The organism is Burkholderia sp. JP2-270 (assembly GCF_003233675.1).
GTDB classification, from domain to species: Bacteria; Pseudomonadota; Gammaproteobacteria; order Burkholderiales; family Burkholderiaceae; genus Burkholderia; species Burkholderia pyrrocinia_C.
This window is the reverse complement of sequence record NZ_CP029826.1, coordinates 1,027,056-1,043,261: the sequence shown is the minus strand read 5'-3', so window position 1 is coordinate 1,043,261 and position 16,206 is coordinate 1,027,056. Positions and strand designations below refer to the sequence as shown.

Below are 16,206 nucleotides of genomic sequence, written 5' to 3'. Positions count from 1 at the left end.
GGCGCATTCAACCGGTCGTCGCAACACTGCATTTTTGAACAGATTCTAGGTACTCGTCCAGTGCTTCCGCAGGCGTCTTCCAGCCGAGAGTTTTCCGGGACCTGGTGTTCAGTGCATTGGCAACTGCGTGGATCTCTTGAGCACTCCATCGGGATAGGTCAGTGCCCTTCGGGACATATTGTCGTAGAAGGCCATTCGTGTTTTCGTTCGTGCCACGCTGCCATGGACCATGCGGGTCGGCGAAGAAGACTTTCACGCCGGACTCAATCGTGAAGCGGACGCGATCCGACAACTCCTTACCGCGATCCCAGGTCAATGATCGCCACAGCTGGGCAGGCAGGTCCGCCACGGTCTTCTTGAGCGCGTTGGCCATCGTGACAGCTCCGTAGCCGGCCAGCGGAGGCCCATTTTTCGTGCGCGGAATCTGCCCATAGCCTTTTTCCCGAGGCAGGTGCACGAGCATCGTGAAACGGCTTGATCTTTCCACCAGCGTCCCAATGGCTGATCGGTTCAGGCCAATGAGCAGGTCGCCTTCCCAATGGCCCGGCACCGCACGATCCTCCGCCTCTGCAGGCCGGCTGGAAATCATCACATCCTTGCTGACATGCGCCCAAGCCTTCGCACGCGCTCTCGCTCGAGGAACGCGCAACGCGCGCCCGGTGCGCAGGCAGCCCACCAACTCACGCTTGAGTGCACCGCGCCCTTGAATATAGAGCGCTTGGTAAATCGCTTCGTGAGAGATACGCATAGATTCATCGTCCGGGAAATCTACCTGCAATCGATTGGCAACTTGCTCGGGTGACCAGCCGTTGACCCACGTTCGGTCACCGCGATGCGGTTTATTTCGTCCCTTGAACGGCGCCTGCCTCGGCCCGGAAATTTCACGTCCATCAGCGCCATATACTTTGCCCTCCAAGCGTTCCTGTACATATTGACGCAGCCGCGCATTAGTCGCCAGCTTCGATGGCTTTGGTCGTTTGGCGAATCGTTCCGCCTTCCACTGCGCGACCGAAGCACGATACTCGAGGTACCCGCCACGTGTCGCAGCATTGCGCGTGAGTTCTCGCGAAACGATTGATGGACTGCGTCCGATACGGCGGGCAATTTCGCGCACCCCGAGGCCTTGGACAGAAAGCAATGCTATCTCTTCTCGTTCAGCGAACGACAAGTATCGACCCGCAATAGGTTTCGACATGAATAGTGGCATGCCGCCACGATAGCGGAACCAGCGCGAACCTACCGCTTGAGACACGCTGACCGCCTCCGCTGCTTTCTCACTTGTAATGCCAGTCGCGATCTGTTGCCAAAACCGACGCTCGATCTCATGTCCAAGTGATGGCGCGCCCGGAGAGTACATCGCCTCACGCCCAGTCAACCGATACACCTGCTTCGCACTGCGTCTCATGCAACACCTCCTCGATCAAAGGTGTTGCGACGACCGGTTGAATGCGCCCTGGCTACCCCTGTCGCTATGGACAATGACGCCAGCGTCTGGGCGGCGCCGGAACCACGCCATACTCAGGGCATCGGTGACCAGCTCTGCTTTCATGTGTGGCTGCATCGACCAGCCCACTACCTGCCGGCTGAACAGGTCGATGATGACCGCCAGATAAACCCAGCCCTCAGCCGTTGCGCAGTACGTGATGTCACTCGTCCAGACCTGGTGCGGCGCCGTCGCTGTAAAGTTACGCGCCAACAAGTTCGGCGCCACCGGCAGGTTGTGATTCGAGTTCGTCGTCGCGATGTACTTGCGCTTGTGACGGGCCCGGATACCATGCTGCGCCATCAGCTTGCGAACACGCTCTTTGCCCACGCGCACGCCGCGCGCAACCAACTCTTTTCACATGCGCGGCCAGCCGTACTCGCCTTTGACCTGCGCGTGAATCGCCTTGATATGCGCCAGCAGTGCATCGTCGCTCACATGGTCTCGGCGTGGCTTGTCCTGTGCAGTGCGTTGCCGCCGCTGATGAAAGCCGCTGGGGCTCACATCGAGCACCTCGCACAGCACCGAAATCGGCCAGTGATGGCGATTGCGCTCGATGAACGCGTACTTCACGTCGACTCCTTCGCGAAGTACGCGCACGCTTTTTTTAAATATCGCGCTCCATCTTTAGGCGAGCGACTTCGGCGCGCAGCCTCGACAGCTCCATCTGCTCTGGGCTTACCGGCTTCGTGCCGGCTCCGCCAAGCTTGCCGTCCTGCTCAGCTTTCAACCAGTTGGAAATCGACTGCGCCGGCACGTCCAGCGTCGCGGCCACCGCCGCAACGCTCTGGCCAGCTTTGACCAGCCGAACCGCTTCCAGCTTGAATTCGAGCGTGTAGCGCGCCCGCGTCATCTTGCTCATCTTCTTGACTCTCCTTGCTTGAGTTTAAACGCTCAGCAAGGGATTCGTTTTGCGGGGGCAAGCTCACGTTCTCTGGATCGGCCGAACGGGCTGGCCATATGGATCATCCAATCTTTGAACAAGATTTTCTAGAACTTGTGCACAAGCCCCAAGGTAACGCCAATTCCTCGTGATTTGTTTTCCAGCCCGCCTGTCAATCCTGCTGCGTCGCCTTTCCATTTGGTGTAATCCCCCTCCAGATACACCGTGCTTCGCTTCGACAGCGAGTACTCCAGGTAGGCAAGAACACGATCGAAACCATCGTCAACAAAACCGGCACTTTCCCGCCTGGCACGGTAATAAGCGGTAGTCAGTGAAAGAGAAGGGTTAATTAAATATGAACTACCCACCGACGAGATCCAGGTACGGGTCTGCTGGCTCGCCCGGGTATTAGCGATGTTGTAGGCATAGTTAGCTTTCACGGTTAGGTAACCGAATGAATAGGCAGCACCGAGTGTGTAAGCACTCAAAGCCAGACTCTCTCTATTGCGTAAGTTCATATATGCGCCGGAAACGATAAACGGCCCGTTTTCATACGACAATCCCGCTCCTGATGTCGAGAGCGCTTTGAAGTTGCCCGCCACCTGGCCCGCCGAATAGGCAAGACGCGCCGTCGCCGGCCCGTAGTTAGCGGAGTACTTCAGCATATTGTCGAGACGATAGGAGCTGTTGTTGTAACCGCTGGTGCCGTACTGGGTTGCGAACGCGTGCCTACCAAAATCTGTATTGCTCAGTGCCGTCAGCGTAATGTTAGGATTGAAGCTGGCGTAGCGCATTCCGAGAGGATCAACCGGGGAAATCGCGTCCGCCAGAATCGTAGCCTGGCGACCGACCGTCAGCGTCCCGTATCTGGACTTGAGGCCGATAAAGGATAGGCGTTCAAACAGCTTGTCGGACTTCGCGGCGGCGCCAGTGCCGATGTTGAAACCGCCTTCCAATTGAAAGATAGTCGCCATTCCCGACCCAAGATCCTCTTGCCCTTTCAGTCCCCAGCGGCTCGTATTGTTCACACCGCTGCTGATTGCTGCAACTGAATGGGAAGTGATCGGGGCATTGCTGGCATTGAGGCCACTGCTATAGCGAACTCCCACATCGGCAATACCGTAAAAAATGACATTGCTGCCTGCGTGTGCTGCACCGTTGACCAGCGCCAGAGCTACTGTCGCCAGATATGTTTTTTGTTTCATATCGCTCTTGAGGTGCATGCATTTCCAGACTGCTTGAGTCGGCCAGAGACTTGTGAAATACTAATTATCAAATTCGCGAACGATGGACGGATTCCATCAGATCTGAATTGCACCGCATACAATGCCTGCAAGAAGAACCAGTAAGGCGACCAACCAGGTTCTAAAAAATGAATGGCGGATGTGACGGCCAAAATCGACCTCAGCCAATCCTGCTGCCAGGTAAGCGCTTCCAATCATCGGGCTAATGGCAAATCCAACGTTTTCGCCAATCATCATCGCCCGGGCAACCGTTTCCGGATTGATACCGAAGGGAGCAATCACTTTTACGACGACAGGAAGAATTCCGAAGTAGTACGAATCAGATCCCACGCCCATTCCTAGAGGCGTGGCCAACACGCCTAATCCAAGATGCAGATAGCGCGCAGCCGAACCGGGAAGAACAGCAATGAGTTGATTGGAGATATGGTCTAACATGCCGCTCTTGGTGAGAACGCCCAGAAAGACGCCGGCGCACAGCAACACGGTTGACAGCAGCAAGGCCTCCGCTGAATGACGCTTCACCATCGCTAATTGCGCTGCGGCGGTTCGGTAGTTCATCAGTAGAGATGCGGCCAGTCCGACCATGAATACGACGACGCTCGGTATGCGCGGAAAAAACAACAAGGTCAGGATCACAGCCAGCGTCAGAAGAAGATTGAAGCTGTAGCGCCAGATGCCTCCATTTCTGGAAAATGTGTTTCCTGCCGCATCGGGAACCGGCGGAGCATCGCCCCCGGCGCGCTCACCACCCATTACTGACGTACTCTCAGCAGGTCGCAGCGCTTCCCGCTGTCCAATCCACCAGGCAATACAGATGGTGGCAACCAGGCCGATAGCTTGTGGAATGGCAAGCGGTCGCCACAGATCTACAGGGTCCATCTTGATGACGCTTGCCGCTCGCAACGTCGCAGCAGTCCATGGCAGCATGTTCATAATGCCGGCACTCATCCCCGTCAACATCGGAAGATGCAACGTATTGATCCCGACTTGCCGATAAATGGGCAAGAAGGCGGTGATGGTAATGACGTAGGTTGTTGCGCCCGCGCCATCGAGATGGCAGATCGCGGCGGCGACGACGGTCGCAATCATGACCAGTGACGGATTATTACCAGCAATACGGACGACCCAGTTGACCATTGGGTCAAAAAGGCCCTGTTCATTCATCGTACTAAAAAAGAGAATCGCAAATATGAATAACGCGACAATAGGTGCCACGACCGCCATGCCATACGAAACGAAGCCGATTATCTGGTCGAGAGAGAATCCAGCAATAGCCGCCGACGTGATCGGAACAGCAACAAAGGCGAAAAGCGGCGACACTTTCCCGCTCATGAGCAGAATAAGCGTGATCAGCACCATTAGCACAGCAAGCCAGAACATTTAAATGTCTCCATCTCTATTTTATATCGATCGAATTCATTGACCACGCAGGGCGACTGCTTTTATTATCCTTATCCTCGCCATGTGGCAATACCATCAAGCCAATCAATGACTCGTGTTGCGAGAGTCCGGGCGTTGCGATCCATCATCAGAAAATGTGTATTGCCCCGCACGCCCTCTTTTGGAAGATCAATAACTTCGACAGTTGTCGAGTGCTCCCGCAGTTGAGAGACATATCTATCGACTGTTTTTCTATAGCCAGCCCATATCCTATGTGTATGGATATGATCGCCCCACATGATTAAATGAGGATGTGACTTGCCAGCTGATGCATTCATATCCGGAGCACCGGAAGGTTCCAATGCGACTGTCGCCCATACCAACTCGGGACACTCCTGCGCAGCCTTTAAGGCAAAGCCACCTCCCTGGCTATGTCCAATCACGATCGCCGGTCCTATTTTTTCCAGGAGAGACCGATACGCGCTCATGGTCAACATCTCGTGGTCGGCCCAGCGAGGCACCCATTGGCAAGCAAACTGATCAAACGATTCGAGGGGAAAGAGCGTTTCCGGATGGCTCACGCGTAGCGCATGATTTGTGTGATACCCATCCTTTTCCCCGAGGCGAAACATGTCCCATGCCTCATTCTTGGTGCGAAATAGCGGCGCGTCGGCATAGATATCTGGAAAAGCATTCCACCCTGAACGGCCTCGCTCAACTGCATCACTGATATACACATCGTATCCCGCCTCCAGAAAATGATGGAGCCAGCCTGGCCTTCCATCGGGAGTGGTTTCCCAGTTGACACCTGTCATTCCGCCGCCATGCCACAACAGCACGGGAAGCCGATGGCGTGAATTTTCCTGAAGATAACCCTGCACATACATCTGGCCGGATTGGTAATCTCCGTTTGGGTCGATTTCTCTCGGAGTTCCCCCTTGAGCCAGTCGCCGTACCTCCTTCGCACGCCCGCTCAACGAAACATTGCGACCACCGATATGAAAGCTGACAATATTTTTTAGTTTAAATGTCATTTAATTCCTCGCGAAAAGTTGATCGTTTTTTTGAGGAAAACAGCGAATACGAGGCCGATCAACTCCAAGAATAGACGCGGAGACTTTCTCCATCTTCTCCATGTAGCTGTTCATGACTGACTTATCGCGATTCGGTGATTCGCGATAACGCAACTCCATATAGACATCTCGACCATAAGGAGGGGCAATCGTCGAAAGAAGTTGAATCTGTATTTTGTCTGCAGCAGCAAGCAACGTCGTTTCACAGAGGTCCGCTGCAATACCAACAAACTTCGCCATCGCTGCGTCGCTCGGGATTTTTGCGGACGAAATAATCACACTCAGTATTGGCATATGTTTCTCTCATTTGTTGATTGAGAGGGATTGTATCGACGCCGATTGGTGAGTACAATCGCAATCTTTTCACTAATTGATGCAAAATGCGAAACAATTACGATTTGGCTGAATTACGGGCTTTTCTCGAAATCGCAAGCCGAGGAAGCTTCCATGCCGCTGCGAAGAACTTGAATCTCTCAAGCTCTGCGATCAGTCGCCGCATTGCTAGCCTAGAAGAGGCACTCGATACCCAGTTGCTCAATCGCAGCACCCGGTCAGTGGTTCTCACGGACGCGGGAAAGAATCTATATGCGCTTGCAGCACCGCTAATTTCGGCACTTGATTACTCAGTACATGACACCGTGCAGCAAGGCCTAGGGTTGGGTGGCACATTGAATTTGTCCGCCATCAGCACTGCGGCATTTTCCATCGTGCCTCAGACGCTAGCGCAATTTCGCGAACAATTTCCAAACATACGATTGCATCTTTACGACGATACAGGCCGACACGTTCTCGAAAACGTGCTGTCCCGTAGAGCGATCTTCGGCGTCAATACTATTACCGAACCTCATGGCGATATTTTTTCTGAAGAGGTCATTCAAGACCCCTATGTATTGGTGCTACCCAAAGATCTCCTTCCCTTAAATAGTACGATACTTGACTGGCGTAACCTGAGTACGTTAATCGACACACGCATACGCCTCGCGGGATTAGGAATATCTAGTGCAAACAGGCTGCAGATCGATCAGACACTTAAGAGGCATGGTGTAAATGTTCCATGGTTTGATGAAGTAGAAAACCTTACTGCGATGCTTGGTCTTCTCCGTGCCGGCAACACAGCTGCGGTGATGCCGCGACTAGCGCTGGCTGCGTGCGAAGAATGGGGATTGATGACCCTGGGGCTAGACAATCCCATGATCGCAAGAACAATCGGGTTAATCCGGCGTCACGATACACCTCTTTCCAAGCCGGCAGAAGCAATGTGGGATTTGTTGAGAAATACGTTATTGGAATATTCAACATCAGCCTAGGTTCTGTTCACATTCTCACTTGCAGTCCAAAGGCGCAGGCAAACACCACGAAGGCTAGATAGTTGCCGGCAAGCTTGTCGTGACGAGCGGAGACGCGACGAAAATGTTTGATGCGATTGAAAAGGCGTTCGACGATGTTCCGAGTTCGATACAGTACACGGCTATAGCGACGCTTGGTCTTTCGATTCGAGCACGGCGGAATAACTGCGGCGCGGATGGTGTTCACGAAGGCATCCGAGTCATAGCCCTTGTCGGCAATCACTGCGCCCATGCGCAGATGCTCGACCAATTCGTTCGCGCAGGAAATGTCCGAAACCGGTCCTTCGGTGGCGATCATTCGCAGAGGTCGCCTGGCTTCATCGACAGCCAGATGCAGGTCAGGGCTGCCACCGCCCGACGCGGCGCACACTCAATCTCCATTCGATTGAACGGAGATTGCCATGGAATCCGAGAATGTCGTGGTTGTCCGCCGCGTGCCGTGGAGCAAAGGCAAGCTCACCGGGCAGAAGCCGCCGTTAAAGCTTCGGGAAATCTGGGCGATCCGGACGAGGCTTCAAATGGCGTCGAACGTTCGTGAGCTGGCGATGTTCAATCTGGCAATTGATAGCAAGCTGCGGGCGTGCGACCTTACGCGCTTGCGGGTTCAAGATGTCCGTCACGGAAGCCAAGTGGCGTCGAGAGCGACAGTCATCCAGCAGAAGACCCAGCGGCCAGTGCAATTTGAGATCACGGAACAGCCCCGTGAAAGCCTCGAAGCCTGGATCGAAGCCGTGGGACTGAAGGCGGCGGATTTTCTGTTTCCGAGCCGGATTCATACGTCACCGCACCTGTCGACGCGGCAATATGCCCGGCTGGTACACCGCTGGGTCGCATCGATTGGCCTCGACGATACCGCATACGGTACCCACACGATGCGCCGCACAAAAGCTTCGCTGCTCTACCGGCGGACGAAGAACCTTCGGGCGGTGCAGTTGCTGCTCGGACACACGAAGCTGGAAAGCACGGTTCGCTACCTTGGAATCGAGGTCGACGATGCCCTCGAGATGGCGGAGCAGACCGAGGTTTGATGGCATAGCGGCCGGCGAGCGGTCGCTTGCCGGCCAGGAACGGACCTTCGTGGCCGATTCGCAAATCGTGCACAATTGACGATGTCGGGTAAAACCAGGTAAGAATGGAAAGAAAGATGAACGAGACATCACAGGTACCCGCGCGGAGGCCGCAGCGGAGATGGCACTGACAGATGTGCAAAATGATAGCTAAAATTATTGCACCTTTCGCGTGCAAACCGAACATTCAAAGCCATGGATCCTATGACTACCGATGAGCGCCTCGAAAGTTTGGGCTTAGTGCTTCCCCCGGTTCCTTCCCCAATCGCCAACTTCGTGAGTTGGCGCCGATCCGGCCAGATTCTTTATTTATCTGGTCAGGGGCCACGTGATGCTTCTGGCTCAGTTATCAAGGGGAAATTAGGTCGGAATTATAGTGTCGATCGTGGCTACGCTGACGCCCGTCAAGTGGGTCTGCAGCTTTTATCGACAATTCGGCAGGCGGCGGGGTCGCTTGATCACGTGGAGGGTGTTTTGAAGATCTTCGGGATGGTAAACGCCGAGCCAGATTTTTGTGATCATTCGAAGGTCATTAATGGATGCTCGGACCTGTTGGTTGAGGTTCTAGGTGATCGCGGCCGACACGCCAGGTCGGCGGTTGGGATGGGTTCTCTGCCAAACGGGATGTCTGTAGAAATCGAAGCGATCATAGAGATCGTGAACGGGTACTAAGGCATCGCTGGGCGCCTCTCCAAGAGTGGCACACAGGTGTCGTCGAAGTGTCGAAGTCGTGTCTTCCGGAGCGCAAGCCCTACTCGTCTGGTTCTGAGTCGGTAGTCCTCTATAGCGTCCTTCGGGAAACCGGGTGAATGCTGCAGGTCGGGTTCGGACACCTGCATCGAGCAGTACTCACCCATCAAGCGACGCTCGCTACTACCAAGTCGATCGTTGAAAATCAGATGATCAATAAAGTAGTCGTTATTGCCTCAAGCCGATCGAGAGCGGAAAAGCGTTCGGAGCAACGTGGCAAATTGACCTGCGCGTAAAAAGTGGACCTGCATAGGAATCGACAGAATGAAAATGGATGCATTTGCGTTCGGCACGACCAACTGGGCGACAGTCGAAAAAACGGAGCACCAAGGCGAAACCGGCATAGCTTATTGGCGCACACGGTTTTTCGGTGAGCATCCGAATCAAATTCGCGTGCGGATGGTTGAATATACCCCTGGCTACCTCGCTGATCACTGGTGCCAAAAGGGACATATTCTTTTCTGCATGGAAGGCGAACTGGAAACGACGCTCGAGGATGGGCGAAAGTTCGTTTTGACAGCGGGTATGAGCTACCAGGTTGGCGACAACGCGGAGCCGCATCAGTCCTATACCAGAACGGGTGCGAAGCTCTTCATTGTTGACTGAAGCACGGTTCGCTATCTCGGTATCCAAGCCGACGATGTCCTTGAGATGGCAGAGCAGACGGAGGTTTGATGGCATCGCGACCGGCGAGCGGACGCTTGCCGGCAAGGAACTGCCCTTCGACACCAACTCCAAGATTGCTGACAATCAGCCATTGGGTGTCAATGCGACCTCCGTGCCAACTGTATTTCGATACGAAAGACTGGGTATGATAAAAGCAATATTCTTTGATTACGATGGCGTGCTGACAACCGATAAGACTGGCTCGCTCACAACGAACCGGTACCTGAGCAAAATGGCGGCCGTCGAGTATGAAGCGGTTAGAAAGGCCTTTTCGAAATACAATCAAGAATTGCTCGTCGGAAAGGTCACGCATAGGGAGATATGGGACGCTGCCTGCGAGGCCATGCACTCCGCTGTCGATTTTTCCTTGCTCGAACAGGCGTTCCTGAGCACTCCGGCAAACGATGCCATGCTCGCGCTTGCGCGTAGATTGAAGTCAAAATATGCTCTCGGAATCATCACCGATAACAAAAAAGATAGAATCGATTGCTTGAGGAGATCTCAAGGTCTCGATGCATTGTTTAACCCGATAGTTGTGTCTGCCGAGTTCGGATCCGGCAAGGACAGCGCAGCGGTGTTTGAGTATGCCTTGCGTTGTCTGGCTATGCGGCCGGAAGAAAGTATTTTCATCGATAACAATCCGGAAAATTTGATTGCTCCCAAGGCGCTCGGCATGGGCGTCATTTTTCACGATGACGAAAAAAACGATGTGGACAAGCTGGTTACGATGCTCACGGAGGAATTCCATATCCGATTAGACTAGTCTCCGAGGTGCCCGTGTTGAGCGGCCGCTTCGGGGTGAGCCATTCGTCCCTTGTGGGTGGCGGATTCAACCGGTCCCGGGCCGCCGGGACTGTAGCTGGCCGAATCCGCCGCCAAAACCGGCCGATCGACGCAGGCCTCAAGTTCGTCAACAATCGAGGTCCGTAAACGCATATGGCCCTGGAGTTTCGGCGCAGGCACGCTGCCCCGGCGCGCGCAAGCGCGTAGATTTCGCTTGCACCTGACGCTACGTTAGCTTTTATGGTTGACACCGACGACTGGGAAAGCAATGCGACTAAAAATCGGCGAACTGGCGAAGAAGGCGGGATTGAGTGTCCGTACCTTGCACCACTACGACGCAATCGGGCTACTGTCACCGTTGCAGCGTACCGACGGAGGCGCGCGCCTGTACGCTCTGCGAGCCAGAGCAACGATGCCGGCGTTGTGTACCACATGAACCGGCGCGCCTACATCCATCCGCGCGATGCGCACGGCCACGACGTGTTCAGCCCGTCGACCTCGCGCTGAAGCAGCGCGCCCTGCGCGTGCGAGTGCGTCCACTTCCCGGATTCATCAGCAGGGAGACAATTTCATGGTGTCAGCCGCCGAACTGAAACAGAACGCATCGCTGTATTTCCTGGCGCTGGGCGCTTTTGCGATCGGCACCGAAGGATTCATGCTCGCGGGGCTGCTGCCGATCATCGCGAAGGATCTGTCCATCAGCCTCGCGGCGGCGGGGCAGCTCGTCACCGTCTTTTCGCTTTCCTATGCGATCAGCTCGCCGATCCTGACGACGGTCAGCGCGAGCGTCAATCGGCGGCGCTTCCTGATCGTCGCGCTACTGTGCTTCACCGCCGCCAATTTCGCGGCTTGCGCGTCGCCCGGCTATCTGTCGCTGCTGGCCGCGCGCGTGCTGCTGGCCGTGTCGGCCGGCCTGTACATGCCGAGCGCGAATGCGCTCGCAGGCTCGCTCGTCGCGCCGGAGCGCAGGGGGCGCGCGCTCGCGACCGTCCATGGCGGGATCACGATTGCCGTCGCGCTCGGCGTGCCGCTCGGCGCGTGGATCGGTGGCCACTTCGGCTGGCGTGCGACGTTCGCCGGCATCGGCGTGCTGTCCGCAATCGTGACGCTCGGGGTGGTGGTCGGCTTGCCGCGCGGGATCGGCGCGAACCTGTCGGTGCCGTCGCTCGCGCAGCGTGTGGCCGTCGGGCGGCAGCCCGCCGTGCTGGTCACCCTGCTCATCACGACCCTGTGGGCCGCGGGCATCTGGACTATCTACCCGTACCTCGCGCCGTTCCTGACGGGCCGCCCCGGTTTCAGCGGCGCGCAAGTCGGCGCCGTGCTACTGCTGTACGGCGTGTTCGCCGGCATCGGCGTATTCATCAGCGGCCGTGCGATCGACCGCTTCGGCAGCGGGAAGGTACTGATCGTCTGCCTGGTCGTGATGATGCTGTCGTATGAGAGCCTGACCGCCAGCGCGCTGCACCTGGAACCCGCGCATGCGCGCGTCGCGATCCTGATCGCGATCGCCGCGTGGGGCGCGGCTGGCTGGGCATTCAACCCGGCCCAACAGACCAAGCTGATCGGCATCGCCGGCCTCGACGTCGCGCCGGTCTCGCTGTCGCTCAATTCATCGTTCACGTATCTCGGCTTCGCGCTCGGCGCGGCGCTCGGGTCGTGCATTGTCGCGTACAGCTCTGTGACGGACATCGGCGCGATCGGCGGACTGTGCGAGTTCGCCGCGCTACTCATCACGCTGGCGGTCAACCGCCATGCCTGGCGCGCGGCGACGCGCGTTCACGTCGCGGCCCAGGCCGCCGCCCCGCGCGCCGAACGCTCGACGCAGCCGTGACACGGCGCGTACGCAAGACAACGAAGGAGACTACCAATCGTGCTAAGTACTTTCGCTCCCATAGAAGGACCCGGTCGATTTCACTTGCACCTGACGCTACGTTAGCTTTTATGGTTGACACCGACGACTGGGAAAGCAATGCGACTAAAAATCGGCGAACTGGCGAAGAAGGCGGGATTGAGTGTCCGTACCCTGCACCACTACGACGCAATCGGGCTACTGTCACCGTTGCAGCGTACCGACGGAGGCGCGCGCCTGTATGGGCAGGACGACCTGATCCGTCTGCATCGCATTGAAGCCCTGAAACGGTTCGGATATTCGCTGCCGGACATCAAGGCCAGCCTCGATGGTCAACCGGCACTCATTCCGCTGCAGCTTCTGCAACGTCAGATCACGGAGCTGAATGCGCAGGCACTGCGAGCGCAGCGTCTTGGTCGTCACTTGCAATACATCGTTGACATGGTCTCCGCGGGCAGCGAGATCGCGGCGACCGATTGGATGAATGCTCTGGAGCTGATGAACATGTACCAAAAGCATCTTGATGACGAGGAACTCGATGCGCTGTTGGCATCCGGGCCGGAAACGGTGCCGCCGTCGGATCCGGCATGGACCGGTCTGATAGACGAGGTCCGCGTTGCCATGCAGGAGGCGTTTCCGACCGAAAGCGATGCGGCTCAGGCATTGGCTTGGCGCTGGATCAGGCTCGTGATCCGAATGACCCGTAATGACCCGGACCTCGCGACCAAGCTGATGACGATGCAGCTCCGCGAGCCGCGCGCCAGGCAAATCGTTGGCGTTACGGTAGAGATGCTGGAATGGATCGACGAAGCCTTCACGCACGCGCGCTGCGCGCTGTTAGCCAAGTACCTCAGCCCAGCACAGGCCGACGAGGTGCGGCGTCGCCAATTCGCCACCGCGAAAAATCATGCATGGCCGGCGCTGGTGGTCGAACTGAGGGCAAGTATGGAAGCGGGGGTCGACGCCGGTGCCGCGCCGGTGCAGGAGATCGTTAAACGCTGGCAGCAACTGTTTCGAGACAGCTTTTGCGGAGACGACGCTGTCCTGGAGGCACGTGTGCGCGATGCCTTGATGCGCGAACCGGATCTGCAACTGGGCGTCGGCCTTGACGATTCGCTGTTGGCCTATCTGCACAAGGCGCATATCGTCGGCCGCGACATGTCGCCAATCGACGCCGGACCCAAGCCAAGCGCGTTGATGGTGGCGATGCAGCGGGCCGCGCATCAACTGCTCGACCGGCCGTTGGTGCTTGATGATCCCGTTGCGCTGACTATCCTCGGCGGCGCCAAAGCACAGGTCCTGCGTGACAACATCGACCGGTTCCGCGATCCAACGTCGGTGGGAATGCGTAGCTCCGTGATCGTACGCAGCCGGCTTGCCGAGGACGTGTGGGGCGAGGCTGTCGAACGGGGCATTCGCCAGTATGTGGTTCTCGGGGCGGGGCTCGATACCAGCGCGTTCCGGCATCCCGATACACCGGCTCGTATCTTCGAGGTTGATTTGCCGGCAACGCAGGCGTGGAAGCAGGCCCGCCTGCGCGAGGCAGGCATAGCGGTGCCGCCGTCGCTGCATTTCGTGCCGGTTGACTTCGAGAGCGTCGGACTGGCAGAGGGATTGGCGCGAGCGGGTTTCGATGCTAATGCGCCGGCCATTTTCAGTTGGCTTGGCGTGACGATGTATCTCGACGAGGTCGCAGTCATTGAGACGTTGCGCTTCATCGCCGGTTGCGCCAAAGGCAGCGCGGTCCTGTTCGAGTATGTGACGCCACTTTCGAGCTTGCCGCCGATCATGCGTATCGCGATGGAGCAGTTGACGGCGCAATTCGCCGAGCGCGGTGAGCCGTGGAAAACCTTCTTTGAACCGGCTGTCATTACCGAGACGTTGAGTACATTGGGATTCAACCATACCAATGCGTGGACTCCCGAGGAATTGAACCAGCGCTATCTTGCGAACCGCGATGACGGACTGCTCATCGGTGTGACACCCGCGCGTCTGATTCTCGCAACGGTCTGAGACTACTTCCCGGGCGGAGGCGTTCCATAACACGATCCAGATAGGCCTGACTTGTACTTCGACCACGTACGGATTTCAACGTCTCCTTCGGGGAACATTGAAGGACCGTTGTGGGTTGCGGATTCAACCGGTCCCTGGCCGCCGGGATCGCAGCTGGCCGAGTCCGGCCAACTTGAGACATTCGACGCGGCAGCCTACTTCGTCGACAATCGGAAATCCGAGCGCCGAACGATTTGCGAGGCAACCGACGGTCAGCGAGTGGAGCGTCCATGCGACGTGGTGGCCGCGCAAATTAGGGCAGTCGGATAAGTGGTTTGTCCGGGGCCTAAGCCACCGATAATGCTGGCAAAGGAACCGAGGAAATGACGAAGAGAACCCGACGGACGCACTCAGCGGCGTTCAAAGCGAAGGTAGTGCTGGCAGCGGTCAAGGGCGAGTGGACGTTGGCTGAACTGGCGCAGCAGTTCGATGTGCAAGCGCCACAACCAAGCGCTCGTACGGCGCCGCCGCGACGTTCTGTTCGCCATGCTGCGCGACGGTACCAATTACCAACCCAAGTCAGCCCCTAACACTTGGCGAAACACATAGCCCCCCCCGGACGGGACGCAATACCTGCTCGAGCGCACGAAGTGGTGCGATTTTTTGTCAAAGAATTGACATCGCAAAGCAAACTCACTTCACATTAAAAATGACATGAATCTATCTTTCGATTATTTTTCAGCCAGAATGATTGTTGCAGAAATCATATTGCTTTCAATATCTCAGGCGGCATTTCCTGCCACGAAAGTAGTAGAATCGACTCATCCAATGTATTACGGCAAGGTAGATGGGGACAGGCTAATATCACTTACAATTCCGCCGCGAGAGCTAATTCTTGATATGAATCCTGTTAACTCCATAAAATCTGAAGCGAATGATTTCAAACAGGCTCGTTATTATTTTCCGAATTCCAACACTCCACTGTCAGTGGTAAAGAATTTAGAGAGAATCTACAGATTCGACCGACGTCGAGATGTTCCTATTGTGTCCTCAAGTCTTGATTGGGTCATCGCAGAATATTTCAAAGCAAACTCTCATGTTCCCATTTGCCGTTTCAGGCTCCTAGGGAAGAGCGTCGAGCGCCAGGAGCAACTTGATTTTTCAGGGAAAGTAATCAAAATTATTCTGATCGGCTGGGCACCTCGAAATTCAACGGAAGATGAAGAACGGGTCCCTGATCTCTCGGTATTGGGTGAGCACCCCGCATGGATTCGCGTATTGCGAGTGACGCCTGACGGAAGAAAAACTCTGGTCGCAGAGGCCTGGAAAGCGACAGATGTTCCATTCGATGCGCCAACGGATAGCGAACCGAAGGCGAGTGATCTCTATTTTGGATTGCCAAATGGAGCCAGACGCTGGCGTTCGATAGCAGATTTTACGAAATATAACGAAATTGACCTTCACGCAGCATGTTTATCGGGGGCTAGACCGAGGTAGGACGTGATCCTGAAATTATACTTATTTTTCGTAACTGAGCGCCTTGATTGTCGCTTACGGGTCCGACTTATGCTTCTTATGCATCACGCGCATAGCCAAGATGGTAGTCACGCTCGATCATGGAACGTTGGCCGGCAGGGCCAATATCGCATTCGTTCCTGTCGTCACGACGCCGTCGACAGTGCCTGCCGTT

Annotated in this window: 13 protein-coding genes and 3 pseudogenes; 9 read left to right on the top strand and 7 right to left on the bottom strand. The window is 56.1% G+C overall.

Annotated elements, in window-relative coordinates; translation table 11 throughout:
* Positions 1 to 7: 7 nt before the first annotated feature.
* The 6 genes and pseudogenes from DM992_RS37510 to DM992_RS42075 all read right to left on the bottom strand — a co-directional run bounded on the left by DM992_RS37510 (position 8) and on the right by DM992_RS42075 (position 6,357).
* On the bottom strand, positions 8 to 1,405 hold the full coding sequence (locus tag DM992_RS37510) for an IS30 family transposase (protein ID WP_204356194.1): 1,398 nt from the start codon (positions 1,403 to 1,405) through the stop codon (positions 8 to 10).
* Positions 1,406 to 1,453: 48 nt separating this feature from the next.
* Positions 1,454 to 2,345 (bottom strand): annotated as a pseudogene (locus tag DM992_RS37505) (IS3 family transposase); the annotation flags it as partial.
* A 128-nt stretch (positions 2,346 to 2,473) separates the two neighbouring features.
* Positions 2,474 to 3,589: a porin gene (locus DM992_RS37500; protein WP_111021303.1), complete on the bottom strand. Its 1,116-nt coding sequence runs from the start codon at positions 3,587 to 3,589 to the stop codon at positions 2,474 to 2,476.
* A gap of 78 nt (positions 3,590 to 3,667) precedes the next feature.
* Complete coding sequence (locus tag DM992_RS37495; RefSeq protein ID WP_111021302.1) at positions 3,668 to 4,990, bottom strand: SLC13 family permease; 1,323 nt, start codon at positions 4,988 to 4,990, stop codon at positions 3,668 to 3,670.
* A gap of 71 nt (positions 4,991 to 5,061) precedes the next feature.
* Positions 5,062 to 6,024 (bottom strand): alpha/beta fold hydrolase, encoded by a 963-nt coding sequence (locus DM992_RS37490; protein WP_111021301.1) that lies wholly within the window; start codon positions 6,022 to 6,024, stop codon positions 5,062 to 5,064.
* Positions 6,025 to 6,357 carry a hypothetical protein gene (locus tag DM992_RS42075; protein WP_162631831.1) on the bottom strand — a complete coding sequence of 111 codons (333 nt, stop codon included), beginning with the start codon at positions 6,355 to 6,357 and terminating at the stop codon, positions 6,025 to 6,027. It lies immediately after the preceding gene.
* An 86-nt stretch (positions 6,358 to 6,443) separates the two neighbouring features.
* Between DM992_RS42075 and DM992_RS37485 the strand changes: the two genes are divergently transcribed.
* Positions 6,444 to 7,370: a LysR family transcriptional regulator gene (locus tag DM992_RS37485; protein WP_111021300.1), complete on the top strand. Its 927-nt coding sequence runs from the start codon at positions 6,444 to 6,446 to the stop codon at positions 7,368 to 7,370.
* 7 nt (positions 7,371 to 7,377) lie between these two features.
* On the opposite strand, the pseudogene DM992_RS37480 reads toward DM992_RS37485, so the two are convergent.
* Positions 7,378 to 7,767 (bottom strand): annotated as a pseudogene (locus DM992_RS37480) (transposase); the annotation flags it as partial.
* Positions 7,768 to 7,810: 43 nt separating this feature from the next.
* Here DM992_RS37480 and DM992_RS37475 point away from each other — a divergent pair.
* The 8 genes and pseudogenes from DM992_RS37475 (at position 7,811) to DM992_RS42070 (ending at position 16,013) form a co-directional block, all read left to right on the top strand.
* Entirely contained in the window at positions 7,811 to 8,437 is a 627-nt protein-coding gene (locus DM992_RS37475) for a tyrosine-type recombinase/integrase (RefSeq protein ID WP_111021299.1), read from the top strand.
* A gap of 243 nt (positions 8,438 to 8,680) precedes the next feature.
* Complete coding sequence (locus DM992_RS37470) at positions 8,681 to 9,148, top strand: RidA family protein (protein ID WP_111021642.1); 468 nt, start codon at positions 8,681 to 8,683, stop codon at positions 9,146 to 9,148.
* A 342-nt stretch (positions 9,149 to 9,490) separates the two neighbouring features.
* Positions 9,491 to 9,832 (top strand): DHCW motif cupin fold protein, encoded by a 342-nt coding sequence (locus DM992_RS37465; RefSeq protein WP_111021297.1) that lies wholly within the window; start codon positions 9,491 to 9,493, stop codon positions 9,830 to 9,832.
* Between the two features lie 34 nt (positions 9,833 to 9,866).
* A complete protein-coding gene (locus DM992_RS37460; RefSeq protein ID WP_239511486.1) occupies positions 9,867 to 10,655 on the top strand; it encodes an HAD family hydrolase in 789 nt (262 codons plus the stop codon).
* 288 nt (positions 10,656 to 10,943) lie between these two features.
* Positions 10,944 to 11,066: pseudogene (locus tag DM992_RS37455) on the top strand (MerR family DNA-binding transcriptional regulator); the annotation flags it as partial.
* 180 nt (positions 11,067 to 11,246) lie between these two features.
* Entirely contained in the window at positions 11,247 to 12,506 is a 1,260-nt protein-coding gene (locus DM992_RS37450) for an MFS transporter (protein WP_111021295.1), read from the top strand.
* A 138-nt stretch (positions 12,507 to 12,644) separates the two neighbouring features.
* Positions 12,645 to 14,537, top strand: coding sequence for an SAM-dependent methyltransferase (locus DM992_RS37445; protein WP_111021293.1), 1,893 nt, complete (start codon positions 12,645 to 12,647; stop codon positions 14,535 to 14,537).
* Between the two features lie 693 nt (positions 14,538 to 15,230).
* Positions 15,231 to 16,013, top strand: a complete 783-nt coding sequence (locus tag DM992_RS42070) for a hypothetical protein (RefSeq protein ID WP_162631830.1) — start codon at positions 15,231 to 15,233, stop codon at positions 16,011 to 16,013.
* Positions 16,014 to 16,206 lie beyond the last annotated feature (193 nt).

Coding starts and splice junctions, on each gene's coding strand:
- DM992_RS37510 (WP_204356194.1), bottom strand. CDS start 1,405: ATGAGACGCAGTGCGAAGCAGGTGTATCGGTTGACTGGGCGTGAGGCG.
- DM992_RS37500 (WP_111021303.1), bottom strand. CDS start 3,589: ATGCACCTCAAGAGCGATATGAAACAAAAAACATATCTGGCGACAGTA.
- DM992_RS37495 (WP_111021302.1), bottom strand. CDS start 4,990: ATGTTCTGGCTTGCTGTGCTAATGGTGCTGATCACGCTTATTCTGCTC.
- DM992_RS37490 (WP_111021301.1), bottom strand. CDS start 6,024: ATGACATTTAAACTAAAAAATATTGTCAGCTTTCATATCGGTGGTCGC.
- DM992_RS42075 (WP_162631831.1), bottom strand. CDS start 6,357: ATGCCAATACTGAGTGTGATTATTTCGTCCGCAAAAATCCCGAGCGAC.
- DM992_RS37485 (WP_111021300.1), top strand. CDS start 6,444: ATGCGAAACAATTACGATTTGGCTGAATTACGGGCTTTTCTCGAAATC.
- DM992_RS37475 (WP_111021299.1), top strand. CDS start 7,811: ATGGAATCCGAGAATGTCGTGGTTGTCCGCCGCGTGCCGTGGAGCAAA.
- DM992_RS37470 (WP_111021642.1), top strand. CDS start 8,681: ATGACTACCGATGAGCGCCTCGAAAGTTTGGGCTTAGTGCTTCCCCCG.
- DM992_RS37465 (WP_111021297.1), top strand. CDS start 9,491: ATGAAAATGGATGCATTTGCGTTCGGCACGACCAACTGGGCGACAGTC.
- DM992_RS37460 (WP_239511486.1), top strand. CDS start 9,867: ATGTCCTTGAGATGGCAGAGCAGACGGAGGTTTGATGGCATCGCGACC.
- DM992_RS37450 (WP_111021295.1), top strand. CDS start 11,247: ATGGTGTCAGCCGCCGAACTGAAACAGAACGCATCGCTGTATTTCCTG.
- DM992_RS37445 (WP_111021293.1), top strand. CDS start 12,645: ATGCGACTAAAAATCGGCGAACTGGCGAAGAAGGCGGGATTGAGTGTC.
- DM992_RS42070 (WP_162631830.1), top strand. CDS start 15,231: ATGAATCTATCTTTCGATTATTTTTCAGCCAGAATGATTGTTGCAGAA.